This is a genomic window from Caulobacter sp. LARHSG274 (assembly GCF_052871235.1).
On the sequence record NZ_JBIXJO010000003.1, the window covers coordinates 68,609 to 94,337 of the forward strand.

Consider the following 25,729-nt stretch of genomic DNA (forward strand, 5'->3'; position numbering starts at 1 on the left):
ACGCCATGCACAAGCTCGGCATCCTGGTGACGGCGATCCTGGCGGCGGGCGCGGCCCAGGCGCAGGACAGCGACAACACCCGCGACATGCTGGTGCGGGGGCGCGTTCCCCAGCTGTGCGCCATCGCCACGCCGACCCTGGCCGCCAGCGGCCTGGTCAATTTCCGCACGCTGAACGGCGGCAGCCTGGAAGTGGATCAGCTGACCGATCCCACGACCCTGTCGACCCGCGGCGCCTCGGTCGAGCTGAGCTTCCCCGCCGCCTGCAACTTCGCCCACCAGATCGTGCTGGAAAGCCAGAACAACGGTCTTTGGCGGTCCGAACTGGGACTGACCCCCGCTCCGACCGGGTTCAGCGACGCGGTGCCCTACACCGCCACCCTGATCTGGGGACCGGTCAACAGCACCTTCGAGGCCGACGCCAGTGCGCGGCAGATCCGCGACCGGTCCCAGAGCGTCGATCGCCCGGTCGCCGGCGAGATCCTGCTCCGCCTGCGGATTCAGCCCGGCGCCACCAACCTGCAGACCAATGCTCCGCTGGTGGCCGGCGTCTATCGCGACACCCTGAGACTGACGGTGGAACCCCAATGAAGATCCCCCTTCTTCTGGCGGCGAGCCTCGTCGCGGCCTCCGGCGCCAACGCCCAGACCCTTTCGGCCGGAGACCAGGCCAGCAGCACGCTGCACATCTTCGGCTCCGCCCCCAGCGCCTGCGTACTGTCGCCGCCGACCGCGGCCAGCGGCGCCAACGCCAGCTTCACCGCCCAAGGCGGGCAGACCGGCGTGATCCGCTTCACCCAGTTCGTCGACCCCCAGACGGCCCAGCCGCGAGGCGGCTCGATCAGCCTGGCCTTTCCGGTGGTCTGCAATTCGGCCCATCGGGTGACGGTGCGTACGGACGGTCGCGGCCTGGCGCGGACCGCCGGCGCCGCTCCGGCCGCGGGCTTCCGCGATCGCCTCGGCTACCAGGTATCGGCCGACTGGGCGGGCCTGAGCGCGTCGGGCTCGAGCGACGTCCCGATCCCGATTGACCTGCGCACCGCCAACGGCGCGGCCGGCCAGGTGAACCTGCTCGTCGACGTCGCCGCCGGCGGCGCCCCGCTGGTGGCCGGCGACTACGCCAGCACGCTGACGGTCGAGCTCGAAGCCTCCAATTGAATCATGAGGAATGAACCCAGAATGACGCGTTCTCAGATCAGTCGCCGCCGGTGGCTGGGGGCCGTGGCGGCCGCCAGCATGGTCCTGGCCAGCCTGGCCGGATCCTCGACCGTGGCCGTCGCCATGACGGTGCAGCCGGTCGTCATCGACCTCAAGCCCACCGGCCGCGGCATGTCGCAGGTCGTGACCGTCCAGAACACCTTCGCCAACCCGCTGCCGGTGGAACTGCGGGCCGAGGAGCTGTCGTTCGACGACAAGGGCGCGCACCCGCAGAACACCCCGTCCAACGACCTGCTGATCTTCCCGCCGCAGGCGGTGATCCAGCCGGGCGACACCCAGACCTTCCGCATCCAGTGGGTCGGCGACCCGGCCCTGGCCCAGAGCAAGCATTACTACGTCACCGTCGCCCAGATGCCGGTGAAGCTGCCGGAGGGGCAGTCGGCCATCCAGATCCTCTACAACTTCCAGGTCCTGGCCAGCATCAGCCCGATCGGCGGCAAGCCGAGCCTGGCGATGTCCAAGGCCGAGATCGGCCAGGACGCCAGCGGCAAGCCGATCCCCGTCGTCTATGTGGCCAACGCTTCGAACACGCACGGATACCTCTCCCGCGGGCGCCTGCGCATCACCGAAAAGGACTCCGCCGGCAAGGCGGTGTTCCAACGGACGCTTCCCGGGCCGGAGATTCAACAGACGATCGGCTTTGGCCTGATCGCCTCCGGCCAGACCCGGCGCATCGCTGTTCCCATCGAGCTGCCCCTCACGGCGGCCGCAGGAGGCTCCATTGAAGCCCAATTCACTTCCGACGAAGGCCGCTAGGGCGCGCGCCTATCGGCGCTGGCTGCTGGCCTGCTGCATGATCGGCGGCGCGCCGGTCGCCGCGTTCGCCGATCCGGTTCCCTACGCCAGCCTGCAGGAGCCGACCTCGGTCCAGGCTGCGGCGGACGCCCAACGCCAGCTCAATCCGACCGGCCGCGAGGTCAACCTCACGGTGCCGCTGAAGGACGGCGACTTCTATCTTGGCGACATGCCGCTGACCATTTCGGCCGACGGCCAGCTGTCGATGCCGTCGGAACGGCTGCTCGGTCTGCTGGCCACCGTCCTGGACCCGCCGCACGTGGCGGCCCTGCGCTCGGCCCTGGCCGGCCGGGCCATGGTCGGTCCCGAAGCGGTCACCCACGCCCAGATCCAGATGAGCTACGATCCGCGGACTCTCGAGCTGCGGCTCCAGATCCCGTCGGAAATGAAGGCGGTGCGCAGCCTGCAGGTCACGCCCATGGACCGGGCGGACATCGGCAGCTTCACCCAGCCGGCCGGCTTCAGCGGTTATCTGAACATCCGCGGTTCGGTCGACTATGTCGAACAGGGCCTCGACACTGGCCTGGGCGACCCGAACTTCCTGCTCGACAGCGCCATCCGCCTGCACGGTTTCGTGCTCGAGAACGAGGCCGTCTGGCAGCCCGGCGGGAACAACGACTACCAGCGCCTGGGCACCCGGGTGATCTATGACGACGTCAAAAACGTCATGCGCTGGACCTTCGGCGACCTGCAGACCACCAACCGCGGCTTCCAATCGGCCCCGGATATCGCCGGGGTGTCGATCTACCGCTCCTACAGCGTGATGCAGCCGCAGCGGATCGCGCGGCCGCGGGGCCAGGAAGCCTTCACCCTGGCGCGGGCCTCCAATGTCAGCGTCATCCTCAACAACCAGCTGACCCGGCGGCTGCGGCTCGACCCCGGACGCTACAATGTCCGCGACTTCCCGTTCGCCCAGGGCGCCAACGACGTGCGCCTGCTGATCGAGGACGACACCGGGCGGCGCGAGACCCTCAGCTTCAACGTCTTCTTCGACCGGGCGCAGCTGGATCCGGACCTGTCGGAATTCGGCCTCTATGCCGGCGTCAAGGCGCCGCTGCTCGCCGACGGTCCCGACTATCAGGACAACTTCACCGTCAGCGGCTTCTATCGCCGCGGCATCAGCCAGCGGGTGACGCTGGGGGTCAACGGCCAGGGCGACAACCGCACCGTCATGGCCGGGGTGGAAGGCCTGTTCGGCACGTCGTTCGGCACGCTGGGCGTGGACTTCGCCCTGTCGCACAACGACGGCTTCGGCTCGGGCTACGCCACCATCATCACCCTGCAACGCCTGTTCCAGTTCCCCGGCGGCCAGGCCGACTCGGTCAACCTGTCCTTCGAAACCCGCAGCCGCCAGTTCGGCCCGGTGGGCACGTTCATCCCGGACAACCGCTACGACTACGTCCTGGGCGCAGGCTACTCCCACGCCTTCAGCGACGCGATCTACGCCAGTTTCGACGGCCGCTACTCCAGCGGCCGCGGCGCCTATCCGGACGCCAGCGCCTATCGGGTCGGCGTCGGCTATCGCCTGACCTCGAACCTCGCGGTCACAGCCAACGTCATGTACGACGACGTTCCCGGCCGTCGGGAAACCTCGGCCCTGATCTCGCTGAACTGGCAATTCTCGAACAATTCCAGCCTGCGGGCGGAATATGACGGCCGCGACGACCGGGCCCGCATCGCCTATCAGACACTGCACGGCCAGGGCGTGGGCTCCTACAACGCCTATGCCGAGGTCTCGCGCTCGCCCGACGATTCGGCCTTCAACGGCAGCTTCAACTACATCGCCAACCGGGCGGAGCTGGGCCTGTCGCACTTCACGGCCTTCGACGGCGGCGACAACGGGCGCACCTCGATGCGGCTGGGCACCTCGATCGGCTTCGCCGACGGCGCAGTCTCGATCGGACGCCCGGTCTATGACAGCTTCGCCATCGTCAAGCCGCACAAGAGCCTGAAGGGCGCCGACATCACGGTGAATCCCACGCCGTTCGGCTACACCTCCAATTCCGGCCAGATGGGCACGGCGCTCGAAAGCAACCTCAGCTCCTATGCCGATCGGACGATCACGGTGGACGCCTCCAATGCGCCGTCCGGATACGACCTCGGCTCCGGCTCGTTCCGGCTCTTCCCGCCCTATCGGTCGGGCTACAAGCTGGTGGTCGGGTCGGACTATTCGATCACCGCGATCGGCCGCCTGGTCGACGCCGAGGGCGCCCCGCTGGTGCTGATCTCGGGCAAGGCCACCGAAGCCGCAGCCCCCAACCGCGAGCCGATCGTCCTGTTCACCAATCGCGACGGCCGGTTCGGCGCCTCGGGCCTGCGTCCCGGCCACTGGCGGATCGAGATGGGCACCACGCCCCCCACCGTCTACCGGCTCGATGTTCCCGCCGCCGCCGAAGGCTTCGTGAAGACCGGCGACCTCAAGCCCGACGCCACTGGAGGCTGACATGAAACGCCGCTGTCACACGCTCATCCTGGGCCTCGCCGCCGGCGCCGCATCGCTGATGGCCGGATCGGCCCTGGCCCAGTGCGTCACCTTCGATCCGGTGGTGTTGTCGGGCAATTTCGATCCGTTCAGCCCGACCGGCACCACGGTCCAGACCCTGACCGTCACCGCCCATCGACCGCCGGCCGTCGGCGGCAAAAAGACCCAGGAGGTCGATTTCATCTATCTGCGCCGCCCCGACACGCCTTCGAGCCTGGCCATTGTTCAGACCGCGACGGGAGGTCAGATCCTCGAAAATCCGCCCGGTCACGTGCTCGATCCGAACAACACCAATCCCAACGAGATCGAACTCAATTTCGGCGGAGTGGGTCAGACGGATGTTCTGACCTTCGCGGTGACGGTGACGGTGCCCAGCGGCGCCGACCTGCCGGCCGGCGCGACCGATCTTTTTCTCGACCTCAAATATTTCTGCAAGCGGACCGGCGGCGCGGCCGATGAATCCGGCGTCGATCCCCACTCGCTCGACGTCAGGATCAACGTGTTGAGCGCGCTGCAGGCCAGCTTCGTGGGCCCGGCCCTGGACTTCGGCGAGATCGGCGGCCTGACCACGGCGGCCCTGCCCTCGACGCCCAATTCGGTCAAGCAGCGCACCGGCGCGATCCGCGTGGCCAGCTCGGGCCCCTACTCCGTGGCCCTGACCTCGGCCAACCAGTTCCGGATGACCTATCCCGGCGGCTCGCTGGCGACAGCGAACCAGCGCATCGCCTATTCGCTGGACTTCCTGGGCCAGACCAAGACCACGGCCTCGCCGACCTTCACGACGGTGACCTGCCAGCGCGCCGGCCTTTCGGGCCAGTACCTGGCGGTGACGCCGACTCTGGCCGAAGGCGGTGCGGGCAAGGCGCCCGCGCCGAACTACCAGGACATCCTGACGGTCACCGTGACCCCGCTGGCGGCCCCCCCCCCGTCCACGCCCGTCCCCTGCATGTGACCGTCGGCGCGGCTTGCTCTAGAGCGCCGAGATCCGCAGCGACAGGTTGCCGACCTGGTCGGCGCCGGGGTCCAGCCGCAGGTCGTGGACCGTGGAGGCGGCCGTGGCGGAATGGCTGATCAGCGTGGAGCCGGTCGACGACAGGGCGATGCGCTGGCCGTCGACATAAACGGCCGCCGAGCTCAGGCCCTGGGCGTGGGTCAGCCACACCTCGTAGCCGGCGGCGTTGTTGCAGAACTCCGACATCCGGCCCAGATCGGTGACTTGGCCGGTGGAGGCCGAGCCGTTCTCCAGGTCGACGCGGCAGATCACCGGCACATGGCCTTCGATGCGGAGGTCATAGCCCCCCGGCGCGGCTTCCGCGGCGCCGACAAATCCGCAGGCGGCGACAGCCGCTACGAGCATTTTGAAACGCATTGCAATCCCCATTTGAAGATGATCCCCGCGATCATCCGCATCCAGGGTTAAACAACGGCCCACAAAGGTTGGTAAACAAAATTCCTAGTAAGGATGCATATTTGTCGCTATGCAGTGATATCTATATAAAACTACCTAGTAAAAATTCATTACTAAATACAATCCCACGAATGCGTAGATCTATTTTGCGCCAAAGGCGAGAAACGTTGCTTGTGAACGTAGCGCCGACCGGCGCCGAGCCGAAGCGTTGGGGGGTGGGCTTCGACTCGGCGCTCAGCGACGTAAGCCGTCGCTGAACATCGTCGACTATCTCGGGGGGATATCGACGACACCGATTCCGTGCGCTGGTGGCCGTCTCGATGACGATCTCCGTGGCGACAAAACGATACTAACACAATGAATTCAGCGAAAAAATATGGCGTATTTACTACTATATTGACCGATATCTTTCGAGGACCTCGGATTATCTCATTTACAGAAGTATATCAGCCGAGGAAATCACCGAAACCAGCTCCGCCTGACGGTGAACGCCGACCTTGACCATCGCCGAGGCCATCTGGACCCGCAAGGTGTTGATGCTGACGTTCCGCTCCGCGGCGATGTCGACCGGTTCGCGACCTTGGGCCACGCGCGAGACGATCTCGGCTTCCGCCGGCGAGAAGTTGAACATCATCCGGGCCCGCTCAGCGACGCGGTTGGACGGACGCCCGACCTCGCGCACGGTGATCAGGGCGCAGCGCTGGCCGGTGTCGTCGGCGACGAACGGCTCCAGCAGCAGCACCAGCGGCTTGATGTTCTTGGAGCGGTGAACCAGCATGGCGGCCGACTGCCCCAGCCGCACGGCGGCGGCGATGCGGCTGCGGAGCGCCTCGGTCTCGAAGTCGCTCTCGGTGATCAGCAGGCCGTTCTTCTGAGCCAGGCCGTCGCCGGCGGAGACATAGTTCCAGGCCAGATCATTGGTCGCGCAGGGGCGGCCCTCGCCGTCGGCGACGATCACGCCAAAGTTCACCAGGTTGAGGATGGCGTTGGCGACGTCCGTCCCAAACGCTCCGTGCTGGGTTTCCGGGTCGGCGACTTCGATCATCATGCTCAGTCCCATTTACTCTCCGCGCTGTTCGCGCGCCCCTTGTTCGATGGCATGGCCGTGAAAATCAAAGTAGACCTTAAATCGATCGTGCGATTTATAGTATCTAAGATCATCTCACCGCCAATTTCACCCCTATAAGAATATGATACTAATTCTTTACCTGTCGCATACCCAGAACTGGGTACTCCAAACGATTATATGAACGCATGATAACCTGGTTTTACTCACCTTAAAGATGCCAAATATCTCGCATTTGGGGAATATGTCGCACTCTGCGTGGTGTGTTTGAGACTAGGAGTTAAAGACTGAGGTGAACCAGGGACTCCCTGACTGCCAAGACGCCGGACACCCAGCCCACGCCAAGCGCGCCGAGCGCGATCGCAACCCCATAGGGCACGCCCGGCTGCAGGCGCGGTCGCCAGGACAGGGCGAACGCCTCGGCGTAGGGCCGCGCCATCAGCGCCATGACCGCCAGCACGCCGCCGGCGATCGTGGTGATCACCAGCAGCAGCAGAAGGTGGTCGGGCCCTGCGAACAGGGCGGCGGCGGCCAGCAGCTTGGCGTCGCCGGCCCCCAGGATCTTGCCCGCATAGAGCACGAAGCCCGCCGCCAGGGCGACGACCGCCGTCAGCAGCGCCGCGCCCCAGCTCGACGACAGCCAGCTGAAGGGAATGGCGACGGCGAACAGCGCCATCAGGCCCAGGACGGTCCAGTTCGGGATCTTCCGGCTCCAGACGTCCGACGCCGCCGCCGCCACGAACAGCAGGGCGTAGGCGGTCGACCAGGTCAGGCGAACAAAATCAGTTTCCATCACCGGCTCCGGCGGGGGCGTGGGTCTGGAGGCTCAGCGCCAGCTTCCGGTTCTCGCTGGCCAGCGGATAGTAGGCCCCCCGCGCCTGCCCCGCCTGGTCGAGCAAGGCGATGGCCTTGTCGTAGTCGCCGCGCAGGATCGCGCCAAACCCGGCGTTGTTGAGCAGGGCCGCCGGATCATCGCCGCCGCCCTTGGCGGCGGCGCGGCCGTATTCACCCTGCAGGGCGATCGCCAGACGCAGGTTGCCCCGCGCGGCCGCCAGATCGGGACGCTTCTCCAGCGCCTTGACCAGATCCGCGGCGGCCTCGTCCAGGCGTCCCTGGAGCAGGCGGGAGAAGCCGCGATTGTTCAGCACCCAGGCGTCGCCGTCGGAGGCCTGCAAGGCCTGGGCGTAGGCCGCTTCGGCCCGGGTCCAGTCATGGCGGCGGTCGTACTCGCTGCCCAGGCCGTTCCAGGCCCGCCACAGGCCGGGATCCTTGGCCACCGCCTCTTGCAGCACGGCGATCGCGGCGTCCGACCGGCCCAGGATCGAGAGAGCCAGGCCCTCGCCCTGGCGAGCCCGCCAATGGCTGGCGCCGTCGCCCGGGACCTGGCGGAACGCGGCCAGGGCGCCTTCATAGTCGTTCCGCGACAGGTTCGCCTCGCCGAGCAACACCATCAGGCGCGGATCTCCGCTGCCGCCGCCGAGCAGCGCCCGGTTCAGCAGGGCCGTGGCGTCGACCCGCCGCCCCTCCTTCAAGGCGGTGTCGATATCGGCGACCAGGGCGTCATTGGCCGCCGACTCGACGGAGGTCGCAATCGTGGGGGCCGGCGGCGCTTTCGCGCGTCCCCAGAAGCTCGCCGCTCCGCACGGCGACGCCGCCAGGATCATCACGGCCGCGGCCGCGCCAATAGTCAGTCTGTTCATGCCTTGGTCCTTGCCTGGGCCTCGGGTCGGACGGCGTCCGCGCCGAGAATGAGCTTCAAGTGAGTTCCGCCGCCCTCGCCGGCCGCGATGGCGGGCGCGAAGGGCAATGACCGGGCCAGCGCCCGGGCCAGGTCGTGATAGCCGTGGCCATAGATCAGGACCGACCTGGGGCTGGTTTGCGGCGCCGACGCCGTCAGCGCCACCGACCAGCCCAGGCGGGCCAGGGCCAGATGGATCGGCTTGGCGCCTTGGGCGAACCCGGTGGCGTCAACGATTTCAACCGGACGGACGGCGATGCGCGCCGGCGCAGCCGCCTCGATCACGACCGGCGCCGGTGGCGGCGGCGCGATCGGGTCGGGCGTCGAAACGACCGACGGCGCCAGGCGGGCTTGGTTCGAAACGGCCTCCTGCCCTTGCAGAAAGGCGGAATAGGCCTGGTTGTGGGCCACGATCGCCGAGTGGGGATCGACCCGTAGAGCGTGCGCATAGTAGCGGACGCTGAGGTCGAAACGGCCCAGCTTGTCATAGACCACGCCCTGGGCGTTGAGCACGCGGACGTCGTCGGGAGCGCGGGCGGCGGCGACCTGCAACAGATCCAGCGCCAGGGCGTAGTCCCGGACCGAGATAGCCTGGGCGGCGCGGGCGTAAAGCCGATCGACCACCGCCGCCGGGTCAGGCGCGGCCAGGGCCGCGGTTGGAGTGAAGCGGGTCTCGCGCGGGGCCTGGGTCCCGCCCAGGTCCGCCCATCGTTGCAGGACGGCGCAGCCTTGGCCGGCCGGAGCGACGACGCAAAGGCAGGAGAGCAGGAGCAACCGTCGCATGTCAGTGCCTCTTCAGAGCAGGAAGCAGGTGGTGGGCGACATCCAGTCCGGCCGGCAGCAGCAGCGCGGTGATGATCACCGGCAGGATGCAGGCGACCAGCGGCATGGTCAGCAGGACCGGGATGCGCATGGCCTTCTCTTCGCCCTTGAGGAACCGGGTTTCACGCAGTTCCGAGGAATAGGACCTCAGGCACTGGGTGATGCTGGCGCCCAGACTGTCGGTCTGGATCATCAGGGCGGCGAAGGCGCGCAGCGCGTCGACGTGAACCCGCTCGGCCATGATCCGCAGCGCATCCGAGCGGCTGCGGCCGGCCCGCAATTCCTGCGAGACACGGTTGAACTCGCGGGAGATGTCCGGATGGGACGGAGCGATCTCCTGGCTGACCCGGACGAAGGCGGCGTCGACGCCGAGCCCGGCCTCGACGCACACCACCATCAGGTCCAGGGCGTCGGGGAATTGATGCTCGATCCGCTGCCGGCGGTCGGCGACCCGCAGATCGACCACCATGGCCGGAACGACCAGGCCGAACCCGCAAAGGACGAGGGTCCCGATCATCAGCTTCAGCCCGGTCAGCGGCATCGGCGAAATCTTCTGACCGAGCAACAGCAGCAGAGGCAGGCCCACGGCCGTGGCGATCCGGATCAGGACGTACCAGGAGGCGGCCGACGGCGCCTCGAAGCCGGCCTCCGCCAGGGTCAGCGACAGCCGCGACGGCCCCTTGCCCGATCCGGTCGGCAGCCGCGCCTGGATCCAGGCTAGGGCCCGGTTTTCGATCTTGGATGACTTGATCAGCCCTTCGGCGGTCGAGGTCTCTTCGACGACCGGCCGGACCCGCATCCGTCGCCGCAGCAACATGCCCTGCTCCGCCGCGCGGATGGCGACCCAGGCCACGCCCATGACGAGGGCGAAGAGAAGGATCTGCAGCACTATCGCGAGCATGCCCATGCCGGACCTCAGTATTTGAACTTGACGATCCGACGGATCATCAGTTGGCCAAGGAGGTAGAGAAGCACGATGCCGCCGACGATCGGCCAGAAGGCCGGGTCGGAGAACTTGTTGGTGTAGAACTCGGGATTGAAGGCGCTGACGATCGAGACGCAGATGATCGGCAGCAGGCTGAGGATCATCGCCGACATCCGGCCCTCGCTCGACAGCGAGCGGATCCGCTTGCTGAGGGTGGCCCGTCCACGGATCACCGCCGCCAGGCTGCCCAGGATCTCGGCCAGGTTGCCGCCGGTCTCGGCCTGGATCGCGACGCTGACCGAGAAGAAGGCGATGTCCTTTGACCCCGTCCGCACCGCCAGGCTGTGAAGCGCGTCCTTGAACTCGCCGCCATAGGTGGTTTCGTCCATGACGATGCCGAATTCGGTGCCGATCGGATCCGGCATCTCCTGGGTCACCAGGTTGACCGCGGACACCACCGGATGGCCGGCCTTCAGCGCCCGGACCATGATGTCGAGCGCCAGCGGCAACTGGTCCTCCAGCTTGCACAGCCGGCCGGCGCGGCGCTGGGCGATCCAGATCGCCGCGACAGCGGCCGAAAGGCTGATCGCGCCGAACGCCGCCATCAGGGTCTGCGAAAACGGCGTGCTCACCGGCGAAGCGCGCAGGAACAGCAGCGACACCAGCCACAGGCCGCCGGCGGCGGCGGCCACGACGCCCACGATCCGCATCGGCCCGACCGACAGCCCCGCCTGCCGGCAGAACAGCGCGGCCCGGTCATGCAGCGCGGCGAACTGCGAGCGGCTGACCCAGCCGGTCTTGGGATGCCGCACCAGCTTGGCGTAGATCTCGGCCTGAGGGACGCCCTTGGCCATCATCGTCAGGCGACGATTGACCCGATGGGCGCCGTCGCGGGCGGTGAACGCCAGGCTGAGCAGGGTCTGGGCCAGAAGCGTGACCCCGACGAAGGCCAGAACCAGCACCATGGGGGGAAGTAGCTGTTCCATGGCGCTACACCGAAACCCGGCCGGGGGCGAACAGGCCGGCCGGCAATTCGATGCCGCGCGGGCCCAGCACCTCCATGAACTTGGGGCGCACGCCGGTGGCCTCGTACTGGCCCACGACCTGGCCCTGGGCTCCGCGGCCCACCCGCCGGAAGCGGAAGATCTCCTGCATGGAGATGACGTCCTCCTCCATGCCGGAAATCTCGGCGATGGAGACGATGCGGCGGCCGCCGTCCTCCATCCGCTCGGCCTGGACGATGACGTGGATGGCCGAGGCGATCTGGCCGCGGATCGACCGCGCCGGAATGTCGAGACCGGCCATGCCGACCATCTGTTCCACGCGGGACAGCGCATCGCGCGGCGTATTGGCGTGGACCGTGGTCATCGAGCCGTCGTGGCCGGTGTTCATGGCCTGCAGCATGTCGAAGGCCTCGCCGGTGCGGACTTCGCCGACGATGATCCGGTCGGGGCGCATGCGCAGGGCGTTGCGCACCAGCTCGCGCTGCTGAACCTCGCCCTGCCCTTCGATATTGGCGGGACGGGTCTCCAGGCGCCCCACATGCGACTGCTGCAGCTGCAGTTCGGCCGAATCCTCGATGGTGATGATCCGCTCGTGGTCGCTGATGAAGGCTGACAGGGCGTTGAGCAGGGTCGTCTTGCCCGAGCCGGTGCCGCCCGAAATCAGGATATTGCGCCGGGCGGCGACGACGGCCTCGAGCACCTGGCACATTTCCTTGGTGATGCTGCCCAGCTCCACCAGCCGATCCATCGACAGCGGCGACCGCGAGAACTTTCGGATCGAGACCAGCGGTCCGTCCACAGCCAGCGGCGGGATGATGGCGTTGACGCGCGAACCGTCGGCCAGCCGGGCGTCGACCATCGGCTGGGATTCATCGATCCGGCGTCCGACCGCGGCGACGATCTTGTTGATGATCCGGACCAGGTGACGGGTGTCCTGGAAGCGCACATTGGTGCGCTGCAGCTTTCCCGCCCGCTCGACATAGACCATCTCGTGGGTGTTGATCAGGATGTCGGTGACGCTGTCGTCTTTCAGCAGCGGCTCCAACGGGCCCAGGCCCAGGAGTTCGTCGAGGATCTCGTCGATCAGCTGATCGGTCTGGGCCGGGGTCAGCAGGCGCTTTTCCTCCGCCAGCAGGCCGGTCACCACGCCCCGGATCTCGAGCCGCAACGTCTCGCGCGGGATGCGGTCGAGCAGGTTGAGATTGAGCAGGTCGATCAGCCGCTGATGCAGCCGCACCTTCAGCCCCAGGGCGTCGTCGACCGTCGTGGCCTGCGGGTAGGACACCGCGACGGCGTTGGCGACGATATGCTTGCTGTCATCGTTCCAGAGCATGGCGATCTATCTCCCGATGCTCAGGGCGGCCGGGGCGACATGCGACGCGGCGACCAGGTCGACCAGGCGAGCGATGGCCGCCTCGATCTTCGAGCCGCGGCGCAAGGCGCTGAGCGCCACGCCTTGGTTGATCGCCTGATGCATCAGCCGGTGGTCCTCCGGGATCACCAGGTCGAAGGCGCGGCCGATCGCCTGCTCCGCCGCCTTCAGCGATATGCCGCTGACCCCGTCGGCCTCCATCTGGTTGCAGACCAGGGTGAGCGGGATGTCGCCGAGGTGCTGGGCCTCCAGCATGTGCAATTGGCGCCGGACCAGGTGCACATGCGGCACCGACAGGCGGGTGACCAGAACGATGCGCTGCGACTGCCGCAGCAGGCGATTGGTCCACGCGGTCCAGACCGTGGGCAGGTCCACCAGCGAGATCTCGAAATCCCGGCGCAGCGCCGCGACCAGGCTGTCGACGAGCGCCGGATTGAGCGTCTCCACCGGCATGAATTCATGGGGCGCGACCAGCACGCGGGCGCCGCTGTTGTGGGCCGGAAGCGACGAGGCGAGCGGCACGTCCTCGACGGCGCCGCCGGCGGCCAGGACCTGGGTCAGGGTCACCGTGTCGGCCACGTCGAGATAGAGGCCGGCCATGCCCATCTGCAGGTCCAGGTCGGCCAGGCAGACGCCGTTGAGCGCCGGATTGCCGGCCAACATCACCGCGGCCTGGGTCGCCAGGGCGGTGGCGCCGACGCCGCCGCCGGCCTTGAGGATGCTGACCAGCTCGCCGTTGCGGCGTTGGGCGCGGCCCGTATCCAGCCGGCAGAAGATCCGTTCCAGCGCGATGGTCAGGGTGGTGTCGGTGACCGGCGCCGGCAGGACGTCGACGGCGCCTTGATGGATCATCCGTCGCGTGGTCTCGATGTCGGCCCCGCTGAGAACCACCAGGATTTCGACCCGCCCGGCCGAGGCCGCGACCCTGGCCGCCGCCCGTTCGACCTCGGACGGATCGGCTCCGTTCAAGCCGACGATCAGCAGGTCGAAGCCCTGGGCGCCGCGCTCCGGCCAGGCGCTTTCGACATCCCGGAAGGTCGCCGCGGGGAACATCGCCGACAGCATGGCGGTGGGCGGCGCGGCCCCCAGGACGCCGCCGCAAAGCCCCACCCGCCAGACACAGGGCCGGCTGGGAGGCGGCGCGATCTGCGCGGCCGGATGGCTTCGTCCGAAATGCAGCAGGCTCATGACAAGCTCTCCCCGCTGAGTGTTGACGCCATGTCTGGCAAGGTGAACGGCGCGACGCCGAAGATCTGCAGGGCCGCGCTCTGGAAGGTCACGCCGGTCAGGCTGACGGTGACCAGCGGCTCCATGTCGGGCCCGTAGGGATCGCCGACCACGCCCAGGCCGACATGCCGGTAGGTGACGACGACATTGGCCGCCTGGATCTCGGGATCGAGACCCTGCATCTTGGCCAGCATGGCGTTGAAGACGGTGGCGTTGAACCCGGGATTGCCGCCGCTGCCGACGATCTGCGTGCAGGACGAACTGGCGCCGGAGCAACGGAACGCCATGTTCGGCACGACCTGACCGCCGGGAATGTTCTGGCTCAGGCCATTGTAGTTGGCCATGTAGGTCGAGATCATCGGGTTGACGACGGCGTAGCGCGCGGCCTCGCGGGTGGCGGCCTTGGCGGCGTTGATCCGCCAGGCCAGCCGGCCCATGTCGATGACGCCCAGGATCATCGAGATGAACACCAGGCAGATCAAGCCGAACTCGGCGGCGGTGGAGCCGCCTTCGTCGCGCGCCAGTCGCGTCAGGGAGGGAACCGCCCGGCGCATCATTCCATCCACGCTTGCTGGGCGCTGACGGTGAACCCGGTCAGGGTCACGCCGGTCAGGCCGCCGAAGGAGTCGACATAGGGCGGCGAGGCCGTCACCTTGACGATCGGAATGTTGGCCACGTCTTCGTAGCGGCCCAGATAGGTCCCGCCGGCGTTGCCGACGCAGGTGACGGTGACCACGACGCTGGCGTCGCTGGTCCAGCTGGCGATCAGCGGCGCGCCGGCTCCTGCGACGTCGCCAGTGCGGGCCAGGCGCTGGACCCGCAGGAGGTCGCCGGCGTTGGTGAGCCCGCCGCAGGTCATCGGCAGCCGGGCGGCGAACCGGGCCGCGTCGCGCACCGAGGAGACGGCGATGTGATAGTTCCAGAACAGCCGCCCGGCGCCGACGAAGGCGAACATCAGCAAGGTCAGCAGCGGCAGGATCAGCGCAAATTCAACCGCCGCCGACCCCGCGCGTCCGAGCAGAAATCGACGAAGGGGTTTGGCGGGGCTAGTCATAGAGCCGCACCGCATAGAGCTTGGTCTCCGCGCCCACCGACGAGGTGTCGGTGGTGGATCCGATCACCTCGCCATAGATCGAGTTGCTGACGGCCGGCGCGGTCAGGAAGAGATCGACATAGGAGATGACGTGAACGGTCGTGCTGCCGTGGACATTGTCGGCATGGCAGTTGATCACCACGACCGAGATCGTCCGGCGGTCGGGCGTGGCCTGGGCGCCGGTCGTGTTGCACTGGGGCCTGGCGTAGTCGTGCGTGCCGCTGCTGGCCGTCTGGCCGTCGGAGAAGGCGCCGGCCGGCGTGCTGATCGCCCCGCTCAGCATCGCCAGTTCCCATTTATAGACCTGGTAGCGGGTCGGCGAGGTGCCGGAGGCCGGCGCCGGTCCATAGGCGGCCCAGCCAGACCCCGTGGCGCCGGCCGGAACCTGCGGAATATAGGTCGTCGGATTGATGCCCGAATGGTTGGTGGCGAAGTACTTGGCGATGTTCCAGGTACCCGTGCCGACCACGTTCGCGCTGGTCTGGTTGCAGTCGAGCGGGAAGCTCATGCCGCCGGCCACCGCGGTGGCGTCGGAGCAGGAATTGCTCGGCGTCGAGATGGCGGGCGAACAGGCGCTGCCGCCCGCGGCGGTCTTGCCGCCGACCATGGTGTTCATGGCCGGAGCGAAGAAGGGATCCGCCTTGGTCCCGTTCGCCGAGGACTTGTAGATGTCGAAGCGGGTGTTGAACCAGTCGTCGGCCGAGGCGATGTTGCCGGTCTGGGTCAGGGCCGTCGCGCCGAAGCACTCGATCAGCGGCGGATTGCGCCCCAGGGCGTTCTTGACGTCGGCCGCGCCCGAGCCCACCGACAGGAAGCCGAAATTGCCCGGCCCCCAAGGGTTGCTGCCCGAGGGCGGCGGGGTCAGCAGCAGGCTGCGGCCGATATAGGCGTCGCCGTCGAAGGTCAGGCTGGTGGCCTCGTTCGGGTTGCAGATCATCAGCGGCGGCGACTTGCAGATCGCCGTGCCATAGCCGGCCACCGCATGGGCCGTGGCGTTGAAGCCGGCCACCCCGGTCAGGGCGCCGAACACCAGCCCGCGCGGCCGGGCCGGCAGATCGATGCGGATGAAGCGGGCGTCGGCCGACACCGTGGTCGCCACGTTCGGATCGAAGGTGCTCAGAAAGCTGATGCCGCTGATCAGGACGCTGGTCTCGTAGGTGTCGGCCATGATCGCGCGGTTGTTGACCAGGGCGCTCTGAGCGGCCGAGGTCGCGCGGCCGATCGCGTTCGTCCCGCCGTCGAGCTGGGTCGCCCCAGCCAGGGCCGCCGCGTCGACCGCGCTTTCCAGTTCCGCCCGCAGGGCCATCGCCCGGCTGACGTCGAAGGCCAGGCCCCCGATCGCCACCAGTCCGACCAGGGCCAATCCGGTCAAGGCGGCGACCGTACCGGACTGATCCTGGGCGAAGCGACGGAGCGCGCGCATGGCCTAGTTGCCCGAACCCGAGCCAGGATTGCGCGAGCCGCCCTTCATCTCGACGCTCGACGTCGAGGCCGAAGCCGGCGCGACGACCTGGTTCTTGCCGTAGCGCGTGGCCGCCAGCACCGCCCGCGTCCCGTCGCCGCCAGGCTCGAGAACCCGGGCGTAGCGGGCGTCGGGGTCGGCGATCTGGGCGGCGAGGTTGGCGCGCACGGCGTGGCCGAAGTCGGGGCTGAGATCCGCGGACGTCTGGGCGCAACCGGCCAGGGCCAGGGTCGCTGCGGCGGCGATGATCAATCTAGTGGAGCACATGGCCGTAAGGTCCATCGACCCCTCCCTTGGTTGCGCCGGTCAGAAGCACGCGGTCCTCTGGCGTCATGGCCGTCTTCCCGGACTGGGTGCGGCCCAGCAGGAACAGCTCGACGTCGGACGGCGGGGTGAAGTGGTCGGCCGGGGTGGCCATGACGCCGCGCGTCGGCCGGACCAGGTGCGGGGTGACCACGATCACCAGCTCGGTCTGGTTGCGCTGATAGCTGGTCGAGCGGAACAGCGCCCCGAGCACCGGCATGTCGCCGAGCATCGGGAACTGCCGGATCTGGTCCTGGTAGTCGTCGCGGATAAGGCCGGCGATGGTGAAGGACTCGCCGTCCCGCAGCTCGACCGTGGTCTTGGCCCGCCGCACCTTGATCCCGGGAATGCGCAGGCCGTTGCTGATGAACGAACTGTTGGGATCGATGCTGGAGACCTCGGGATTGACCACCAGGTTGATCAGGCCGTCCTGCAGCACGGTCGGCGTGAAGGCCAGGGCGATGCCGAACTGCTTGAACTCGACGGTGATCGTCGTCAGTCCGCCGCTCTGGTTCTGCGCCACCGGCACCGGGAATTCGCCGCCGGCCAGGAAGTTGGCGGTGTCGCCGGACATGGCGGTGAGGTTGGGTTCGGCCAGGGTCTTGACCGCGCCCTTGGTCTCCAGCGCGTCGAACAGCACGTTCAGGTCCGTCGAGCCGGCGCGGAGCGGGAACTTCAGCAGGCCGAAGCTGTCGAGGACGTTGTTGGTGACGCCGGTGTCGCCGGCGCCGATCACGAACTGGTGGTAGCCGGGCTCGCCGGGCGTGGCGGTGGCTACGTTCAACCGCAGGGCCTTGGCGGTCGAGCGCTCCATCTCGACGATGCGGACCGACAGCGTCACCTGCTGCGAGCCCTGCACCGACATCATGTTGACCACCTGGCCCGGCGCGAAGCTCTCGGCCAGGGCGGCGGCGCGGCCGGCGGCGGCGGTGCTGCTGACCGGACCCGACAGCAGGATCGACTGGTTGCTGGCGCTGACCGCCAGGCCGTCTTCGCCGGGCAGGATGTCGTGCAGCCGCTGCTTGAGGGTCTCGACGTCGGCCGAAACCACGATGTTGGCCGCGGCCACCAGGCTGTGTCCGGGCCCATAGACCGTCAGGGCGGTGGCGCCGAGCTTCTTGCCCACCACATAGATCGAGCGCCGGCTCAGGGGCAGGACGTCGGCGGTGTCGGGGTTGGCGATCATCAGGTCGGTGTAGGCGACCGGCAGTTCGACCACCTGCGACTTGCCCATCGGCACGACGATCTCGACCTTCTGGAGGGCCGGGGCCGCCGTCAGCATTGGGGGGGCCATCATCGGCGGCTCGGCCATCTGGGCGAAGCTCGGCGGCGAGGCCATGGCCAGGCCGGCCGCGGCCATCAGCGCGCCCCAGGCCACCGCCTGGCGGTGCACGAGGTTCTTTCGGATCATGTTGGGTTGTCCCGTTCCGCGCGAAGCTTGGCCGCGCTTGACAGAGAAGGGCGACAGGCGGGCGCGCATGGCTACGACCCCACCTGATAGCCGGTGATCACGACGCCGCGGGTGACATGGACCTCGCTGGCGCGGCTTTCGGCGACCTGAGGGCGGGCGGCGGCCCGCCGGCGCGGCGCGACCGGGGCGGCGGGACGGACCGAAACGGCCGGAACGACCACGCTGGCGCCGTGACGCGACAGGTCGGCCATGGTGGTCACCTGCCGGCTCAGCGGCGCCTGGTCGGAGATCTGACGAAGGGCCAGGGACACCGCGCCGACGGACTGGGCCAGGGTGATGGCCTGGGCCTCGTCGGGCGATACCTCGACCGTGATGGCCTTGACCACCACCGGCTTGTCGGCGGCCTGGTTGTCGGACTGGTCGACGCCGACCACGCGGACGTTCTGGGCCAGCACCTGGGTGAGGCTGGTGCTCTGGTCGTTGCCGTTGGGGGTGCGGGTCAGCAGCACGTCGACCCGGTCGCCGGGAAGCACGAAGCCGCCCACGCCCGCCACGTCATTGGCGCGCAGCGAGACGGCGCGCATGCCGGGGCCCAGGGAGCCCGAAAGGTTCATCCGACCGCCGGGGCCCGACACCCGGTCGGCCAGGATCGGTTCGTTGGACGCGATGTCCTTGAGAACGATGCGGGCGCCGCCCTGGGCCGACGAGGCTTCGGCGACGCTGCGAAAGGCGCCCACGGGCACGGCGTCGGCCGGATAGCGGGTGAGCTTGAGCACGGTCGGCTGCAGCTTGAAGCCGCGGGTCAGGGGCTGGGAAGCCACGACGACCGGCACATAGCCGGGATCATTTGCGGATGGAGCGGTCGGCTGGACCGATCCGACATAGACTCTGGCGACGAGGACGGCGCCCAAACCCAAGGCCCCGGCCGCGGCCAGGGAAATCACGGTGCGCGTTTGCATAGAACGCCCCCTCCCCCTTTGTTGACGACGCGCGCTCTTGCGGGGCTGCGTCGCGTGGACCGACGGCGCGGCGCGGCCGCGCCGTCGGCGGCTCGGTCAGCAGTTGGCGGCGGTCGGATTGGCGACGCAGGTGGCGGCGTCGGTGATCGCTTGGCCGATGTTGGTGCCCAGCAGCACGGCGGCGACAGCGATGGCGCTGCCGATGATCGCCAGGATCAGGGCATACTCGGCCGCCGCAGCGCCGGACTCTTCACGAATAAAGTCACGCAGGATCTTCATGGGTTCACCCTCCTCAAGTGGTTTGATTAGCCCCGAATGCGAGGTTAACTAAAGAAGAGGACTGCCTCTTCATAAACATTTAACCCATTGGTAGGGCGGCAAGTAAATACGTACCCGTACGTAATCAATTTTGCATATTCGTAGCTTCAATCTACGCGAACCCGGTAATTCTAATCTGATAGAAGTTCTCATTATCGCCTGACCGGCGAATATTCGAAGAGACGTGGTTAATATGTGTACTTATGGATGTTCGGCGAACATGACCATCGAAGGTTGATGCAAGCGACCTGGTCGCCCGATCGGAAACCTCCGGGCGCGTCGAAAGCTTGGGCCTGCAAGGGGTTGAGCGCGGCGGCGCCGTGGCCCGAGGGGCAATGACCGCGCCAAGACCTGGCCGATCGATCACGCCAGCTTCGATCCGCCGCCAGCGCAGCGACACGCTCCGGCAAAAGGTCCGCAGCGCCATATCGACGGTTTAGGACCTTATGTCGCGGCGGAGGCGCTCCTCGCCCAGAGATTCAGCAGGGCGCCGGCCAAGCGATCAAGGGCGAACCATGCTCAACGAACGCCGCTTGCCATAACGATAGCAATAACTACTATATCCCCGAACAGCAGCGGGGGTGTGGAATGCACAAGCTTCAGGTGCTCGCAGGCGTCGCGACCGCGGCGATAATCACGGCGGCCGGACCGGCCATGGCCCAGGAGGCTGCGGTCCTCGACGAGGTCGTCGTCACCGCTCAGAAGCGCGCGGAAAACCTCCAGGACGTCCCCATCTCGGTGACCGCCCTGACCGCCGACCAGTTGAAGGACCAGCGCGTGGGCGACGTGCTGGCCCTGTCGGGGCTGTCGCCGGGCCTGCAGATCAAGGCCGACGACAACGCCGCCAATCCCCGCATCTTCATCCGCGGCGTCGGGGTCAACGACTTCAATCCCAGCACCGCCAGCGCCGTCGGCGTCTATCTCGACGGGGTCTATGTCGCCTCTCCCCTCGCCCAGATGGCCGGGTTCTACGATCTCCAGCAGGTCGAGGTGCTACGCGGCCCGCAGGGCACGCTCTATGGTCGCAACACCACCGGCGGCGCGATCAATGTCACCACCAAGAAGCCGAGCCAGACGCCGGAGGCGGACCTGGCGGTGGACTACGGCCGGTTCAATTCGCTCAATATCCAGGGCGGTTTCGGCGGCCCGCTCGGCGGCGACGACCTGTCGTTCCGGCTCAGCGGCCTCTACGACAAGAGCGACGGCTACACCCTCAACCGCCTGACGGGGAACAAGGGCAACGACGCCGACCGCAAGGCGGTGCGCGCCGCCCTGCGCTTCACCCCCGACGACAAGCTGACCGTCGACGTGTCGGCGAACTACAGCAAGTCGAGCGGCGGCTCGATCCTGGCCTATAATCGCTCGTTGATCGCCCAGACGCCCGAGGCGGCCAGCACCGCCGATCCCGATCCGACCTTCGGCTATTTCTTCTGCAAGCCGGACTATTACACCTCCGGCCAGTGCACCAACGCCGTCGGCTACGCCAACACCAGCGACAACAAGTACGAGGGCGACTACCGCTTCGAGGGCAAGGACATCGTCAAGCTGTTCGGGGCCACCGCCTCGGTCAGCTACGACTTCGGCGGCGTCACGCTCTATTCGATCACCGGCTACCAGCGGGCCAAGCGCGACGACTACGAGGAGACCGACGCCAACCCGATCTCTATCCTCGACGCCCGCTACATCGCCCAGCAGGACACCACCAGCCAGGAGTTCCGCCTGCAGTCGAACGGCGCCACGGCCCTGCGCTGGGTCGCCGGCCTCTACGCCGCTCGCGACAACCTGGACAACGACAGCCACTACAATGTGCTGGAGGTTCTGCGCGTCCCCGATCCGGTCAACAACCCCACCGGCATGGATCCGGCCAACAGCATCGGCGTGTTCGGTTGGCCCCTGCACCAGAAATCGACCAGCTACGCCGCCTTCGGCCAGGCCGACTATGATCTGAACGATCGCCTGACCCTGACCGCCGGCCTGCGCTGGTCGCAGGACAAGAAGAGCTTCCACTATGTCAGCGACGTCGACTACGGCCTGCTGACCCTGTTCAGCTACGACAACGCCAAGACCTTCAGCTCGGTATCCGGTCGCCTGGGCCTGCGGTACAAGCTGAGCGAGGACGCCAATCTCTACGCGACCTACAATCGCGGAACCAAGAGCGGCGGCTTCTTCAGCGGCCAGACGACGGATCCGGACGACCTGGGCCCCTACAGGGATGAGACTGTCAACGCCTACGAGGTCGGCGCCAAGAGCGAATTCCTCGACCACCGCCTGAGGCTCAACGTCTCGGCCTTCTACTATGATTACAAGGATCTGCAGGTCTATACGGTGATCCAGCGCAACGGCCTGCCGGTGCAGCTGTTCACCAACGCCTCGGCGGCGCGGATCTATGGCGGCGAGGCCGAGATCGAGGCCCGACCGATGAAGGGCCTGAGCCTGACCCTCGGCGGCTCGCTGCTCAGCGCCGAGTACAAGGACTTCCAGTCCCTGGGCAACGACTACTCCGGCAACACCCTGCCCTCGGCGCCCAAGGCCAGCCTGAACGGCGCGGCCCGCTACGAGCACCCGCTGCCGGTCGGCGACCTGGTCACCCAGCTCGACTTCACCTATCGCGGCAAGGTCTATTACGACACCGCCAACACCGAGCGGCTCAGCGACAAGGCGCGCGCCTTCGCCAACGGCCAGGTCGGCTGGCGGTTCGAGGACGGCCGCTACGAACTGGGCGTCTGGGGCAAGAACCTGTTCGACACCACCAACATCTCCGACATCACCCCGATCGCCGCCTTCGGCTTCGACGTCTTCAGCATGGGTCCGCCACGCACCTACGGACTCTATTTCCGGGCCCGGTATTGAGCGCGGTCGAGACGCCGCTGGCCGCTTCGGAGACGGCGACAGCCGGCGTCTGGATCGGCGCGCCGCCTTCTCTCGTCGAGCGGCTGGCGGCGTTCTGGGTCGGGCTGGTCGGCGTGCTGTTTCCCGGCGTCGGGCCATTGCTGCTGGGCGGGATGGAAGCGGCCGAACGGCTGACGGCGGCCCAGATCGGCCAGGCCGGCATGGCCGAACTGGTGGCGATGGGGATTGGCGCGGCCGTCGTCGGGCCGCTGTTCGGGGCGCGTCGCCTGCGCCTGGCGGCGGTGACCTGCGGCCTGCTGCTGGCGGGACTGGACCTGCTGACCACCCGCACCTCTGGCGACGGTCTGACCCTGGTCCGGGCCCTGTCCGGCCTGCCGGCCGGAGCGATGATCTGGCTGATCACCGGCATGATCGTTCGCTCGCCGCGCCCCGAGCGTTGGGCGGGCCTGTACCTGACCATCCAGACCTTGATCCAGCTCGGCGTGGTGGCCGGAATCGGGGCCTTCGTCGTCGGACCGTTCGGACCGGACGGCGGCTTCGCGGTGCTGGCGGTCCTGGCCTTCTCCGCCGTGCTTTGCGGTCTTGCGGTTCCCCGCGCCTATGCGCCGCTGGTCGAGACCGCCGACAACCCCAAGGGACTGCCCAGCCCGCGCGGCTGGATCGCCCTGGCCGCGGTGCTGTGTTTTCAGGCCTTCATCCTGGCCGTCTGGATCTATGCCGAGCCGCTGTCGCGCCAAGCGGGCCATGCGACGACCGTGGCCAGCACCGCCTTCGCCGTGTCCCTGGCCGCCCAGGTCGCCGGCGGCGCAGTGGCGACGGCCCTGGCGGGACGGCTGTCCTGGTTCTGGTCGCTGGCCGGCGCCGTCGCCCTGGCCATCGGCGCCATGCTGGTCCTGGCCAGCCAGCCGTCCGCCGCCGTCTTCCTCGCCGCCTCCGGGCTGTTCGGCTTCGTCTGGCTGTTCGCCTCGCCGTTCCTGACGCCGCTGGCCATCGAAGCCGATCCCAGCCGGCGGGCGGCGCTGCTGGGTCCCGGCGCCAGTCTCCTCGGCTGCGGCGCGGGGCCGCTGCTGGCCTCGTTCGCCGTGACCGGAACCGACGTGCGCCCCGCGGTCTGGCTGGCCGTGGGCTTGGCGCTCGTGACTCTGGTGATCGTCGCCGGCCTGCACCTGACCCGATCCCGCGTCCAGGCCTGAGGATGTCGCCTGGATTGGATTTGCCGACAAAGCGTTCTAGGTCAGCGGGACCTGAAGGAGACAAGCCCATGCCGAAGACGACGGCCAGGAAGACCGCGTCCTCGACCAGCCCCGATATCGTCCTGGACGCCAAGCTGCAGCCGACCCAGGCCCGCGGCCAGGACACCTATGAGATCGTGCTGGCCACGGCCGGCGAGCTGTTGCGCGAAAGCGGCTTCGAGCAGCTGAGCACCAACGCCATCTGCAAGCGGGCCGGCCTGACCCCGCCGGCGCTCTACCGTTATTTCCCCAACAAGTACGCGATCCTCAAGGAATTGGGCGATCGGCTGATGCGGGCCCAGGACGAGGCGGCGCTGGCCTGGGTCAAGGCCGGCGGCTTCGACGGGGCGACCGCCGAGGAGCGGATTGAGAAGAACGTCGTCATGCTCACCGGGATGATCGAGATGACCCGGCGCTTTCCCGGCGGGGCGGCGATCGGCCGGGCGCTGCGCGCCGTGCCGATGCTGCAACAGCTGCGCTTCGCCTCGCGCGACATGGTGGCCGACAGTTTCACCGAGCTCCTGCGCGAGCGCTTCCCGCAGGTTCCCGACGCCCGCCTGCGCGTGGCCATGCGCATGACCGTGGAACTGACCTACGCCGCCACCGAGATGGCGGTCGAGGAGCCCGACCGCGACGCCGAGGCCCTGATCCGCGAGGTCTGCCTGCTGTTCGACCGCTATTTCGAGACGATCGCCGACGCCCCGTAGAACGGCGGTTGCCAATACGCTAGCTTTTACTATCATATCATCATCGATAGCGGGGGAAGCGTCCATGGCCGGATGGAGCAATTGGTCGGGCAGCGTCATCGCCGCCCCGCGCGAGATCGCCCGGCCGCGCGAGGCCGGCGAGCTGGCCGCCCTGGTCGCCCAGGCCGCCAAGGTCCGCGTCGTCGGCGCCGGCCACTCGTTCATGCCGCTGTGCGAGACCAGCGACCTGCTGTTGAACCTGGCCGACTACGAAGGCGCGATCACCCTCGCGCCCGACCGCCGCACCGCCTGGGCGCCGGCCGGCTGGAGCCTTCGGAAGCTGACGGCGGCGCTGTGGGACGAGGGCCTGTCGCTGGTCAATCAGGGCGACATCAATCCCCAGTCGCTGGCCGGCGCCATGGCGACCGGCACCCATGGCACCGGCGCGGAGCTCGGCAGCCTTTCGACCCAGGCCCGGGGCTTTCGGCTGATGACCGCCGCCGGCGAGATCGTCGAATGCGGTCCCGATCTCCATCCCGAGCTCTACCAGGCCCAGCGCCTGTCCCTGGGCCTGCTGGGCGTGGCGGTGGAGATCCGCGTCGAGGTCGTGCCGGCCTATCATCTGGAGGAGCGGGTCGAGCGCCGGCCGCTGGCCGAGGTCGCCGAGCGGCTGGACGAACTGGCGGCCGCCACCCGGCACATGGAGTTCTTCGTCTTTCCCTATAGCGACGAGGTGATCTTCAAGACGCTGCATCCGATCGAGGCCGACAACCCCGGCCGGCCGCCCAAAGAAATCGGCGAGGCCGATGAGGCGATCTTCAAGTTGGCCTGCGATCTCAGCGCCGCCCTTCCAGTCCTCACGCCATCGCTGCAGCGGCTGCTCATGCGGCTGGCGGGCAAGCCCAGCCGCCGCATCGGCCCGGCCCATGTCATCTTCCCGTCCGAACGCAACATCCGCTTCGAGGAGATGGAATATGAACTGCCGCGCGCCGCCGGCCTGCCCACCCTGCGCGCCGCCATCGACCACATCCGCAAGCGCCGCCTGCCGATCACCTTCCCGTTCGAATTCCGGCTGGCGGCCGGCGACGACATCTGGATGAGCCCCTTCAACGCCGGCCCCGGCGCGTCGATCTCGTTCCACCAGTACGCCAGGATGCCCTGGCGGCCGGCCTTCGCCGAAATGGAGGCGGTGCTGCGCGACGGCGCGGGCCGTCCGCACTGGGCCAAGCGCCACACTCTGACCCCCGCCGACGTCCACCGGCTCTATCCCCGCGCCGGCGACTTCCTGGCCGTCCGCCAGACCTGGGACCCGGCCGGCAAGTTCGCCAACGCCCACCTGACCGAACTCTTCGGCCTCTGA

At 67.9% G+C, this 25,729-nt stretch carries 25 protein-coding genes; 9 read left to right on the forward strand and 16 right to left on the reverse strand.

Going from position 1 to position 25,729, the window contains the following annotated elements:
• The first annotated feature begins 5 nt into the window (after positions 1-5).
• The 5 genes from ACIPQB_RS08580 to ACIPQB_RS08600 are packed head-to-tail and all read left to right on the forward strand — an operon-like array spanning position 6 to position 5,445.
• On the forward strand, positions 6-590 hold the full coding sequence (locus ACIPQB_RS08580; RefSeq protein ID WP_446484800.1) for a hypothetical protein: 585 nt from the start codon (positions 6-8) through the stop codon (positions 588-590).
• Complete coding sequence (locus ACIPQB_RS08585) at positions 587-1,156, forward strand: hypothetical protein (RefSeq protein WP_446484801.1); 570 nt, start codon at positions 587-589, stop codon at positions 1,154-1,156. The genes ACIPQB_RS08580 and ACIPQB_RS08585 overlap by 4 nt, the downstream gene beginning before the upstream one ends.
• 21 nt (positions 1,157-1,177) lie before the next feature.
• On the forward strand, positions 1,178-1,972 hold the full coding sequence (locus tag ACIPQB_RS08590) for a fimbrial biogenesis chaperone (RefSeq protein ID WP_446484802.1): 795 nt from the start codon (positions 1,178-1,180) through the stop codon (positions 1,970-1,972).
• On the forward strand, positions 1,938-4,454 hold the full coding sequence (locus ACIPQB_RS08595) for a fimbrial biogenesis outer membrane usher protein (RefSeq protein WP_446484803.1): 2,517 nt from the start codon (positions 1,938-1,940) through the stop codon (positions 4,452-4,454). The genes ACIPQB_RS08590 and ACIPQB_RS08595 overlap by 35 nt, the downstream gene beginning before the upstream one ends.
• A gap of 1 nt (position 4,455) precedes the next feature.
• Complete coding sequence (locus tag ACIPQB_RS08600; RefSeq protein ID WP_446484804.1) at positions 4,456-5,445, forward strand: hypothetical protein; 990 nt, start codon at positions 4,456-4,458, stop codon at positions 5,443-5,445.
• Between the two features lie 18 nt (positions 5,446-5,463).
• Here ACIPQB_RS08600 and ACIPQB_RS08605 read toward each other — a convergent pair whose 3' ends face one another.
• The 16 genes from ACIPQB_RS08605 to ACIPQB_RS08680 all read right to left on the reverse strand — a co-directional run bounded on the left by ACIPQB_RS08605 (position 5,464) and on the right by ACIPQB_RS08680 (position 19,562).
• Entirely contained in the window at positions 5,464-5,850 is a 387-nt protein-coding gene (locus tag ACIPQB_RS08605) for a hypothetical protein (RefSeq protein ID WP_446484805.1), read from the reverse strand.
• Between the two features lie 484 nt (positions 5,851-6,334).
• Positions 6,335-6,949: a helix-turn-helix transcriptional regulator gene (locus tag ACIPQB_RS08610; RefSeq protein ID WP_446484806.1), complete on the reverse strand. Its 615-nt coding sequence runs from the start codon at positions 6,947-6,949 to the stop codon at positions 6,335-6,337.
• 298 nt (positions 6,950-7,247) lie between these two features.
• Complete coding sequence (locus ACIPQB_RS08615) at positions 7,248-7,760, reverse strand: A24 family peptidase (RefSeq protein ID WP_446484807.1); 513 nt, start codon at positions 7,758-7,760, stop codon at positions 7,248-7,250.
• On the reverse strand, positions 7,750-8,667 hold the full coding sequence (locus ACIPQB_RS08620; RefSeq protein ID WP_446484808.1) for a tetratricopeptide repeat protein: 918 nt from the start codon (positions 8,665-8,667) through the stop codon (positions 7,750-7,752). Before ACIPQB_RS08620 ends, ACIPQB_RS08615 begins: the two co-directional genes overlap by 11 nt.
• Complete coding sequence (locus ACIPQB_RS08625) at positions 8,664-9,488, reverse strand: LytR C-terminal domain-containing protein (protein WP_446484809.1); 825 nt, start codon at positions 9,486-9,488, stop codon at positions 8,664-8,666. The genes ACIPQB_RS08620 and ACIPQB_RS08625 overlap by 4 nt, the downstream gene beginning before the upstream one ends.
• A gap of 1 nt (position 9,489) precedes the next feature.
• Positions 9,490-10,434 (reverse strand): type II secretion system F family protein, encoded by a 945-nt coding sequence (locus ACIPQB_RS08630; protein ID WP_446484810.1) that lies wholly within the window; start codon positions 10,432-10,434, stop codon positions 9,490-9,492.
• Positions 10,435-10,442: 8 nt separating this feature from the next.
• Positions 10,443-11,438 (reverse strand): type II secretion system F family protein, encoded by a 996-nt coding sequence (locus tag ACIPQB_RS08635; protein ID WP_446484811.1) that lies wholly within the window; start codon positions 11,436-11,438, stop codon positions 10,443-10,445.
• A 4-nt stretch (positions 11,439-11,442) separates the two neighbouring features.
• Positions 11,443-12,789 carry a CpaF family protein gene (locus ACIPQB_RS08640; protein ID WP_446484812.1) on the reverse strand — a complete coding sequence of 449 codons (1,347 nt, stop codon included), beginning with the start codon at positions 12,787-12,789 and terminating at the stop codon, positions 11,443-11,445.
• A gap of 6 nt (positions 12,790-12,795) precedes the next feature.
• The gene (locus ACIPQB_RS08645; RefSeq protein WP_446484813.1) at positions 12,796-14,016 is read right to left on the reverse strand and encodes an AAA family ATPase; all 1,221 of its coding nucleotides are present in this window, start codon (positions 14,014-14,016) and stop codon (positions 12,796-12,798) included.
• Positions 14,013-14,609: a TadE/TadG family type IV pilus assembly protein gene (locus ACIPQB_RS08650; protein ID WP_446484814.1), complete on the reverse strand. Its 597-nt coding sequence runs from the start codon at positions 14,607-14,609 to the stop codon at positions 14,013-14,015. The genes ACIPQB_RS08645 and ACIPQB_RS08650 overlap by 4 nt, the downstream gene beginning before the upstream one ends.
• Positions 14,609-15,109, reverse strand: coding sequence for a TadE/TadG family type IV pilus assembly protein (locus tag ACIPQB_RS08655; RefSeq protein ID WP_446484815.1), 501 nt, complete (start codon positions 15,107-15,109; stop codon positions 14,609-14,611). Before ACIPQB_RS08655 ends, ACIPQB_RS08650 begins: the two co-directional genes overlap by 1 nt.
• The gene (locus ACIPQB_RS08660) at positions 15,102-16,571 is read right to left on the reverse strand and encodes a TadE/TadG family type IV pilus assembly protein (RefSeq protein ID WP_446484816.1); all 1,470 of its coding nucleotides are present in this window, start codon (positions 16,569-16,571) and stop codon (positions 15,102-15,104) included. The genes ACIPQB_RS08655 and ACIPQB_RS08660 overlap by 8 nt, the downstream gene beginning before the upstream one ends.
• Positions 16,572-16,574: 3 nt before the next feature.
• Positions 16,575-16,892 (reverse strand): hypothetical protein, encoded by a 318-nt coding sequence (locus tag ACIPQB_RS08665; RefSeq protein WP_446484817.1) that lies wholly within the window; start codon positions 16,890-16,892, stop codon positions 16,575-16,577.
• A complete protein-coding gene (locus ACIPQB_RS08670) occupies positions 16,864-18,324 on the reverse strand; it encodes a type II and III secretion system protein family protein (protein WP_446484818.1) in 1,461 nt (486 codons plus the stop codon). The genes ACIPQB_RS08665 and ACIPQB_RS08670 overlap by 29 nt, the downstream gene beginning before the upstream one ends.
• Positions 18,325-18,395: 71 nt before the next feature.
• The gene (gene cpaB, locus ACIPQB_RS08675; RefSeq protein ID WP_446484819.1) at positions 18,396-19,283 is read right to left on the reverse strand and encodes a Flp pilus assembly protein CpaB; all 888 of its coding nucleotides are present in this window, start codon (positions 19,281-19,283) and stop codon (positions 18,396-18,398) included.
• Between the two features lie 96 nt (positions 19,284-19,379).
• Entirely contained in the window at positions 19,380-19,562 is a 183-nt protein-coding gene (locus ACIPQB_RS08680) for a Flp family type IVb pilin (protein ID WP_446484820.1), read from the reverse strand.
• Positions 19,563-20,189: 627 nt separating this feature from the next.
• On the opposite strand from ACIPQB_RS08680, the gene ACIPQB_RS08685 reads away from it, so the two are divergent.
• The 4 genes from ACIPQB_RS08685 to ACIPQB_RS08700 all read left to right on the forward strand — a co-directional run bounded on the left by ACIPQB_RS08685 (position 20,190) and on the right by ACIPQB_RS08700 (position 25,729).
• Positions 20,190-22,451 carry a TonB-dependent receptor gene (locus tag ACIPQB_RS08685; RefSeq protein ID WP_446484821.1) on the forward strand — a complete coding sequence of 754 codons (2,262 nt, stop codon included), beginning with the start codon at positions 20,190-20,192 and terminating at the stop codon, positions 22,449-22,451.
• Positions 22,448-23,644, forward strand: coding sequence for an MFS transporter (locus tag ACIPQB_RS08690; protein ID WP_446484822.1), 1,197 nt, complete (start codon positions 22,448-22,450; stop codon positions 23,642-23,644). The genes ACIPQB_RS08685 and ACIPQB_RS08690 overlap by 4 nt, the downstream gene beginning before the upstream one ends.
• Positions 23,645-23,712: 68 nt before the next feature.
• Positions 23,713-24,390: a TetR/AcrR family transcriptional regulator gene (locus ACIPQB_RS08695; RefSeq protein WP_446484823.1), complete on the forward strand. Its 678-nt coding sequence runs from the start codon at positions 23,713-23,715 to the stop codon at positions 24,388-24,390.
• A gap of 64 nt (positions 24,391-24,454) precedes the next feature.
• Positions 24,455-25,729, forward strand: a complete 1,275-nt coding sequence (locus ACIPQB_RS08700; RefSeq protein WP_446484824.1) for a D-arabinono-1,4-lactone oxidase — start codon at positions 24,455-24,457, stop codon at positions 25,727-25,729.

Coding starts and splice junctions, on each gene's coding strand:
- ACIPQB_RS08580 (WP_446484800.1), top strand. CDS start 6: ATGCACAAGCTCGGCATCCTGGTGACGGCGATCCTGGCGGCGGGCGCG.
- ACIPQB_RS08585 (WP_446484801.1), top strand. CDS start 587: ATGAAGATCCCCCTTCTTCTGGCGGCGAGCCTCGTCGCGGCCTCCGGC.
- ACIPQB_RS08590 (WP_446484802.1), top strand. CDS start 1,178: ATGACGCGTTCTCAGATCAGTCGCCGCCGGTGGCTGGGGGCCGTGGCG.
- ACIPQB_RS08600 (WP_446484804.1), top strand. CDS start 4,456: ATGAAACGCCGCTGTCACACGCTCATCCTGGGCCTCGCCGCCGGCGCC.
- ACIPQB_RS08605 (WP_446484805.1), bottom strand. CDS start 5,850: ATGCTCGTAGCGGCTGTCGCCGCCTGCGGATTTGTCGGCGCCGCGGAA.
- ACIPQB_RS08610 (WP_446484806.1), bottom strand. CDS start 6,949: ATGATGATCGAAGTCGCCGACCCGGAAACCCAGCACGGAGCGTTTGGG.
- ACIPQB_RS08615 (WP_446484807.1), bottom strand. CDS start 7,760: ATGGAAACTGATTTTGTTCGCCTGACCTGGTCGACCGCCTACGCCCTG.
- ACIPQB_RS08620 (WP_446484808.1), bottom strand. CDS start 8,667: ATGAACAGACTGACTATTGGCGCGGCCGCGGCCGTGATGATCCTGGCG.
- ACIPQB_RS08625 (WP_446484809.1), bottom strand. CDS start 9,488: ATGCGACGGTTGCTCCTGCTCTCCTGCCTTTGCGTCGTCGCTCCGGCC.
- ACIPQB_RS08630 (WP_446484810.1), bottom strand. CDS start 10,434: ATGGGCATGCTCGCGATAGTGCTGCAGATCCTTCTCTTCGCCCTCGTC.
- ACIPQB_RS08635 (WP_446484811.1), bottom strand. CDS start 11,438: ATGGAACAGCTACTTCCCCCCATGGTGCTGGTTCTGGCCTTCGTCGGG.
- ACIPQB_RS08640 (WP_446484812.1), bottom strand. CDS start 12,789: ATGCTCTGGAACGATGACAGCAAGCATATCGTCGCCAACGCCGTCGCG.
- ACIPQB_RS08645 (WP_446484813.1), bottom strand. CDS start 14,016: ATGAGCCTGCTGCATTTCGGACGAAGCCATCCGGCCGCGCAGATCGCG.
- ACIPQB_RS08650 (WP_446484814.1), bottom strand. CDS start 14,609: ATGCGCCGGGCGGTTCCCTCCCTGACGCGACTGGCGCGCGACGAAGGC.
- ACIPQB_RS08655 (WP_446484815.1), bottom strand. CDS start 15,109: ATGACTAGCCCCGCCAAACCCCTTCGTCGATTTCTGCTCGGACGCGCG.
- ACIPQB_RS08660 (WP_446484816.1), bottom strand. CDS start 16,571: ATGCGCGCGCTCCGTCGCTTCGCCCAGGATCAGTCCGGTACGGTCGCC.
- ACIPQB_RS08665 (WP_446484817.1), bottom strand. CDS start 16,892: ATGGACCTTACGGCCATGTGCTCCACTAGATTGATCATCGCCGCCGCA.
- ACIPQB_RS08670 (WP_446484818.1), bottom strand. CDS start 18,324: ATGATCCGAAAGAACCTCGTGCACCGCCAGGCGGTGGCCTGGGGCGCG.
- cpaB (WP_446484819.1), bottom strand. CDS start 19,283: ATGCAAACGCGCACCGTGATTTCCCTGGCCGCGGCCGGGGCCTTGGGT.
- ACIPQB_RS08680 (WP_446484820.1), bottom strand. CDS start 19,562: ATGAAGATCCTGCGTGACTTTATTCGTGAAGAGTCCGGCGCTGCGGCG.
- ACIPQB_RS08685 (WP_446484821.1), top strand. CDS start 20,190: ATGCACAAGCTTCAGGTGCTCGCAGGCGTCGCGACCGCGGCGATAATC.
- ACIPQB_RS08695 (WP_446484823.1), top strand. CDS start 23,713: ATGCCGAAGACGACGGCCAGGAAGACCGCGTCCTCGACCAGCCCCGAT.
- ACIPQB_RS08700 (WP_446484824.1), top strand. CDS start 24,455: ATGGCCGGATGGAGCAATTGGTCGGGCAGCGTCATCGCCGCCCCGCGC.